Origin of the sequence: Brevundimonas sp. VNH65, from assembly GCF_049445955.1 — a bacterium.
Taxonomy (GTDB): Bacteria; Pseudomonadota; Alphaproteobacteria; order Caulobacterales; family Caulobacteraceae; genus Brevundimonas.
Window position 1 is genome coordinate 170,815 of record NZ_JBMSDX010000008.1, and the last position, 6,353, is coordinate 177,167.

Annotated in this window: 6 protein-coding genes; all 6 read right to left on the reverse strand. The window is 63.7% G+C overall.

From position 1 onward, the window contains the following. Positions 1–7 precede the first annotated feature (7 nt). Complete coding sequence (locus ACO2Q1_RS13385) at positions 8–1,174, reverse strand: nucleotide sugar dehydrogenase (protein ID WP_423329973.1); 1,167 nt, start codon at positions 1,172–1,174, stop codon at positions 8–10. 103 nt (positions 1,175–1,277) lie between these two features. Continuing rightward, the gene (locus ACO2Q1_RS13390) at positions 1,278–2,357 is read right to left on the reverse strand and encodes an endo-1,4-beta-xylanase (protein ID WP_423329975.1); all 1,080 of its coding nucleotides are present in this window, start codon (positions 2,355–2,357) and stop codon (positions 1,278–1,280) included. 1 nt (position 2,358) lies between these two features. Continuing rightward, positions 2,359–3,288: a glycosyltransferase family 2 protein gene (locus ACO2Q1_RS13395; protein WP_423329976.1), complete on the reverse strand. Its 930-nt coding sequence runs from the start codon at positions 3,286–3,288 to the stop codon at positions 2,359–2,361. Beyond that, positions 3,285–4,538, reverse strand: a complete 1,254-nt coding sequence (locus tag ACO2Q1_RS13400; protein ID WP_423329977.1) for an O-antigen ligase family protein — start codon at positions 4,536–4,538, stop codon at positions 3,285–3,287. Before ACO2Q1_RS13400 ends, ACO2Q1_RS13395 begins: the two co-directional genes overlap by 4 nt. Before the next feature lie 44 nt (positions 4,539–4,582). Then, entirely contained in the window at positions 4,583–5,938 is a 1,356-nt protein-coding gene (locus ACO2Q1_RS13405) for a hypothetical protein (RefSeq protein WP_423329978.1), read from the reverse strand. After that, the gene (locus tag ACO2Q1_RS13410) at positions 5,935–6,207 is read right to left on the reverse strand and encodes a hypothetical protein (RefSeq protein ID WP_423329979.1); all 273 of its coding nucleotides are present in this window, start codon (positions 6,205–6,207) and stop codon (positions 5,935–5,937) included. Before ACO2Q1_RS13410 ends, ACO2Q1_RS13405 begins: the two co-directional genes overlap by 4 nt. Between the last annotated feature and the right edge of the window lie 146 nt (positions 6,208–6,353).

Below are 6,353 nucleotides of genomic sequence, written 5' to 3' on the forward strand. Positions count from 1 at the left end.
TCGGGGATCAATCCCCTCCGAACACGTCGCGCGTGAACACCCTGTCCTCGACGTCGCGGATGTCGTCGGTCAGGCGGTTGGCGATGATGACGTCGGCGCGGGATTTCAGCTCGGCCAGGTCGCGCACCACCGTCGATCCGAAGAAGTCGTCATCCTTGAGCGCCGGCTCGTAAACGATGACCGGAATGCCCTTGGCCTTGATCCGCTTCATGATCCCCTGAATCGAAGAGTCGCGGAAATTGTCGCTGCCGGCCTTCATCACCAGTCGATAGACGCCGACCGTCCGAGGTCTGCGGGCGATGATGCGATCCGCCAGAAAGTCCTTGCGGGTGCTGTTGGCGTCGATGATAGCGCGGATCAGATTCTGCGGCACGTCGGAATAGTTGGCCAGCAGCTGTTTGGTGTCTTTCGGCAGGCAGTAGCCGCCGTATCCGAACGACGGGTTATTGTAGTGCGACCCGATGCGGGGATCGAGGCCGACGCCTTCGATGATCTGGCGCGTGTCCATGCCGCCGGCCATGGCGTAGCTGTCCAGTTCGTTGAAGAAGGCCACCCGCATCGCCAGGAAGGTGTTTGCGAACAGCTTGATCGCCTCCGCCTCGCGCGCATCGACGAACAGCACCGGCGCGTCCTTCTTCACCGCGCCCTCGATCAGCAGGTCGGCGAACACCCTGGCGCGCTCGGACCGCTCGCCGACGATGATCCGCGACGGATAGAGGTTGTCGTGGAGGGCCCGGCCCTCCCGCAGGAATTCCGGAGAAAAGAACACCTGGTCGGTGTCCAGTTCCTCCCGGATGCGATCGATGAAGCCGACAGGAATGGTCGACTTGACCACGATCGCCGCAGAGCGACTCTCGGCCAGCACCTGCCGGATCACGGCCTCGACCGTCGAGGTGTCGAACGAGTTGGTCGCCGTGTCATAGTTGGTCGGCGTCGCCACGATGACGAAGTCCGCGTCGCGATAGGCGGACGGTCCGTCCAGCGTCGCCGTCAGGTTCAGCGACCGCTCCGACAGGAAGCGCTCCAGGTCGTCGTCTGCGATCGGGCTGCGGCGCGCGTTCAGCAGATCGACGCGCTCGGACGACACATCGACGGCGACCACCTCATGATGCTGGGCCAGCAGCACGGCGTTGGCCAGGCCGACATAGCCGATACCCGCGACAGCGATCTTCATCGGGCGTTGCCGTCGAGCGGGCGAGCGAGGAGAGTCGGCATGATGGGGGTTCCTGAACCTGTCTCGTATCTAGCCTCTTGCACCGCAGCACGACAAGCCGATGTCAGGCCGCTCGTGAGGGAGCGCCTCGCATGGCGCGACGGATGCCGTCCGCCATCGGCTTTGGTCGATAGGAAGCGTCGAAGGGAAGGGCGCGGGCCGGCGTCAGATCCCGTCGATAGTAGCGGCCCCAATCGTTCAACCAGCTGTAGAGGTCGGTCAGACCCCAGGTCATGATGGATCGGGCACGGGGCGTATCGAGAACCGCGTCGAGAAACTCCTCGGCCCTGTCGGCGATCCTGCGGTCGCGAACCGGGACCGCCTCGGTCGAATGATCCGCGACGTCCAGTTCGGTTACATGGATGTCGACGCCGAGACCGGAAAGCTTCCTGACGAAGGCAGCGTAGCTCGGCTGATCGAACGCCTGCTCGAGACTCAGATGGGCCTGAAGTCCGACGGCGTCGATCGGCGTGTCGCGCGACTTCAACTGCTCGATCAGGCGCAGCAGGGCCCGACGTTTCGCTTCGCTGCGGCCGTCCGTCCCCTCAAGCCCATAGTCGTTGTACACAAGCTCGGCGGTCGGCGCGGCGTCGCGAGCCGTGCGGAAGGCCACTTCGACATAGTCGGGCCCGACGCCCCGGAAGGCGGGACTGCGCCGCATGCCGTCCGCCTCCCCGGGATCGAGGGCTTCGTTCACGACGTCCCAGCTGTCGATGCGCCCGCGCCAGGCGGCCATGACCGCCTGGATATGATCCGCCAGGGTTCGTCGCCCGGTCTCCGGCGACGCCAGCGCCAGCTCGGCCCAACGGGGAAGGGCGTTGTGCCAGACCAGCGTATGCCCTCGCAGTCGGACGCCGGACAGCGCCAGCATCGCCTGTATCGCTTCGGCCCGATGAAAGTCATAGCCGCGATCGGCGTCCACGGCGTTCCATTTCAATTCGCCCTCAGGTGTCGCCAGACCGCACTCGTGGGTCACCAGCGCGCGATAGCGTGGATCGGCGATCAGCGCGCCGCTGCGTACCGCCGCGCCGAACATGAAGCCATGCCGCCCTGCCACTCCGCGCAGCGAACCCTCCACCGGCAGGGCCGCCGCCGTCGTCGTGGCGGCGGTGAGACCGAGGAACTGCTGGCGGTTCAGGGTCACGTCACGCTCGCGCCGGGCTGCGGCGGCCGCGCCATCGGACGAGCGTGTCCACCATTCGTCGATACAGCTCGCGGGGCAGGAAGGTGCGCGCCATCTGCCTGACGGCGACCGGAACGCCGACCCCGGCCGGCACGCCCGCGACGATGGCCGTCATGGCCGAGACCGGCTTTGACCAGCCCCAGTAGTAGGCCAGGCTGGTGGCGCGATATCCTGCGGCTTCGCGATCGGTCATCAGGTGGCGATGCGTGGCCAGCCAGGCTTCGGGCTGCTCATAGCCGCGGGTCCGTGACGTGCGGCCGGCCTCAGCATGGTCACGCCAGATCGACAGTGGGTTCTCCAGCATCTGGAAGCGGGCCCCCGCCGCTTCCAGCCGGACGCAGAAATCCAGATCCTGGCCCTTGCGCAACTGCGCATCGAACCGAACGCGTCGCGCCAGATCCGCGTCCATCACGATCGTGGAGGTCTGGATGAACTGTCCGGCGATGAACAGGTAGGTCGGCACGCGCTCCCCCGGCGCGATCGCCCGGTCAGGCCGGACCCAGAGCCGATCGGGATCGCCGCGATCCACCAGGTTCTGGGAATACAGGACGACGCCCGGATCTCCCGGCAGATGCTGTGAGACGACGGCCAGCTTCGTCGGCAGAAACAGATCATCGGAATCCAGGAACGCGATATAGCGGCCGACGGCCGCGTCGATCCCGGTGTTTCGCGCCGCGCCGCCGCCTCCGTTCTCGCGTCGAATGTAACGGAACCGGACATCATTCAGCCCCTCGACGACGCCGCGCAACGTCTCACCGTCCGAAGACCCGTCATCGACGACGAGACACTCGAAATCCTCGAGCGTCTGACCACGAACCGACTCCAGCGTCGGCGCGATGACATCGGATCGGTTGTAGGCCGGGATGACCACGGAAAAGAGAGGGCGGGTCATGCGGGGCCTTCCGCTCGAGCGATCAATCGCTGTTGGCCGAGTTGTGATCCTGGCGCCTTTTCTTTCACCGCTGAGCGCCTGTTTGCTTCTGCCAGCGCGATGACGGTGATCATCAGGAACAGGCTCGAGAAGTCATTGTACCTCAGTGCTGTGTTGCTAACGAAATTGAGCAAGAGGATCGAAGTTATCGTGATGGCGATGAATGCCCCCTCTCGCGGCCTCTCGATGGAAAATCGGAAGGCTTGGGCAAGAGTCGCTAGGCCGAGCGTCAGGTAGCCCAACAGAAGAGGAACGCCGCCCTCGACCAGCAGCTGGATATAGCTGCTGTGAAAGTGCGGGGCGTCGTAGTTCGCCATGCTCCGATAGTCGTTGAGGAAATCGCGAAGTCGCGCTGAATCCATGAAGCCGACATAGCCCCATCCCACGAACGGGCGTTCCGCCCATACGCGAAGGCCGATTTCCCAAAGGACAGTCCTGCCCGTCAGGGTCGGATCACGACCGAGCGCCTGGAACAGAAACGAACTGCCGATGGTCGCCCCGATCATCAGCGAGGTGACGGTCGCCGCCGTTATGCCCCAGCGCACCGTCGGTCTGGCCGGCGTGATGGAGAAGGCGCAGAAGAAGATCAGGCAGACGCTGAGCGCCATCAAGCCGGTCGAAGATCCAGCCATCACGACCATGGCGACGCAGGCGGAGAAAGCCGGCCAGCGCCACTTTCGGAGCAGGGTCAGGCTGGCGAGGGCGCCATAGGAGGCGTAGATGGCGGCCGTGATCTTGTGGTTCGAAAGCCCCCGTAACGGGCTGATCCCCAAGAAGTTTTGCCGATCGTGAACATCCAGGTAGACGGCTGTCGGAACGGACAGCAATCCCAGGGCAAGCCCGGCGATCGTCAACCAGATCGTCACATAGCCGGCGAGCCGAATGGCGCCGGCGGCGCCGAGGGTTCCGACCAGGCTCGTGGCGAAGAGGAAGTTCATTGCGACGACCCCCGAATATGTCAGAGCTTTTATGGGATCGGTGGACCAGATGCTGGAAAGCAGCAGGTAGCCGATAAGCCCCATCAAAAGGATCGGGACGGCGCCGGACCGTCTCAGGATCAGAAGCGATGGAAGTCGCATGATCGGAAGGCAGAGCATCACGCTCCAAAGCGCCAGAAACGTCAGAGATGTCGGCTCCGTCGCATTTCCGCGCGACGTCAGAAGGTTGGCGAACAGGCCCGCCGCGCCCGCGATGTAGACGGCGGCCAGCACCAGATAGAACCGAGGGGCCGCAGGCCGCGCTGATCGACCAGTCCTCATGCCGGGCCCCCCGGAGTATTGTCCAGGAAGCCGCTCATGTCGGCCAGGAATACCCCGCGTTCGCCGTCAGGACAGCCGTTGAACACGAACCATCTCTGGTCGGGGCTCCAGGCAGGATGTGGATCGACGCGCCATTCTCGCCGAGGTCCCTCGAACCTTGGCGTCGTGTGGATGCGGATCAGACATTCCGACGTCTCGGCGCCTTCTGGGGTCCAGCGAAGGGGTACGGTTCCGTCGCCGAACGCCACATCCTCATAGGGATAGGCATCCGTCAGCACCGCCCTTGAAGCGCCGTGCCATGTCGGATGACCCGATCCGAGCACATGATCCGAGATCGTGGTCAGATCAGAACCGTCCGGACGAAAACTGACCAATCTCAGTGTGTAGGGCGATATCGACAGCTTCAGGCCGATCTTCCCGGCGCCGCGCTTCAGCGTCGACGCCAGATTTCGGAGGCGAGTTCGTCTGAACGGGGTCGTCAGGTTCATGAGGATCCGGGACCCATCGGGGTACCAGTTCGGGTGATGCCCGCCCGACCAGGTGGATGGCGAGACGGCGATCCGGATGTCGCTCTTTTCCAGATCCGCGACCACAAGCCAGTTCAGCGTTCGCTTCGCACCCGGCATTCGACAGCGCAGAACGATCATCAGGTCCCGTTCGCCGGGCGACCATTTTGTGTGGAAGACAAAGAAGCGCCCGCCGAGGCGTGCGGGCGTTTGCAGCGCATCAGGGAGCCGCGCAATCATCTCGGAGATGCTGAGCCACAGGGTGGATCGACCGGTTTCGATATCTGTAATGTAGATTCCGTCGTCGTCCGGCGCATAGGCGATCGCGGCTCGATGAGCCTTTGGGGTGATCACTCCGTATCCAGGCTGCACGTCGAATATCCGCTTCAGGCATGGCGAAGCGGCGAGGCGGCCGGATGGAGAGACCATATAGATCGGACGATCCAGCCGTCGCGTCGATGAACTGGAGATATCGGCGACAACGCCGAAAGGATTCCAGTCCGATATCGACATGTCGTTGAAGAGCAGCTGACGATCCGTGGCGCCCCATTGCACCTGAGCGCCGAGTTGGGTGTCCCACGCACGGGTGGCGCTGCGGTAGACGACGTCGCCGTTCTCCAGATCTCGCACAACGACTTCGGCCGTGTCGCCGGGTTCGGGCAGGATATCGTCTCGCGCGAACTCGGTAAGGGCGAGGTATCGGCCCGACGGGCTGATCGGCCAGGTGTCGTAGAATCGATGGATCGCCGGATGGCCGGCCCTGGAAACGCGCCAGATCGGGACCAGTGGATCATGGTCCGAGTAACGCGAAAAATGTTGATCGAGCACTGCCGCGTTCGGCATCATCCACCTGTCGCGCTGATCATCTCGCCGAACTGTCGCACCAGCGACTGACGATGGCGCACGGCAGAAAACGGCGTCCGCAACGCAAAACGCAGGGCTTCGCCGGCGGCGACATCCGTCTGCGTTTCCGATCCCATTTCCACGATCCGGTTCTGCTCTCCTGCTGTTTGGAGCAGACCGACGATCTTCACGTTGACCATCGCGTTCACGACCGCAAGCAGTCGGCCGCAGTAACGGGCTCCGAGCAACAAGCCATGCAGACGATTGCCCACGACGAGGTCGACCGAGCCATAGGCTCAGGACCCATTGATCCAAGAGGCTCGATCTGATTCAGGCTCCTGAGGAGTCTGGATATGAGTGACCTGTATTGGCTGACGGACGAGCAGATGGCTCGGCTGGAACCCTTCTTCCCCAAGAG

Bases quoted from the DNA above. Each gene is read 5' to 3' on its own strand.
- ACO2Q1_RS13385 (WP_423329973.1), bottom strand. From the start codon at position 1,174: ATGAAGATCGCTGTCGCGGGTATCGGCTATGTCGGCCTGGCCAACGCC.
- ACO2Q1_RS13395 (WP_423329976.1), bottom strand. From the start codon at position 3,288: ATGACCCGCCCTCTCTTTTCCGTGGTCATCCCGGCCTACAACCGATCC.
- ACO2Q1_RS13405 (WP_423329978.1), bottom strand. From the start codon at position 5,938: ATGATGCCGAACGCGGCAGTGCTCGATCAACATTTTTCGCGTTACTCG.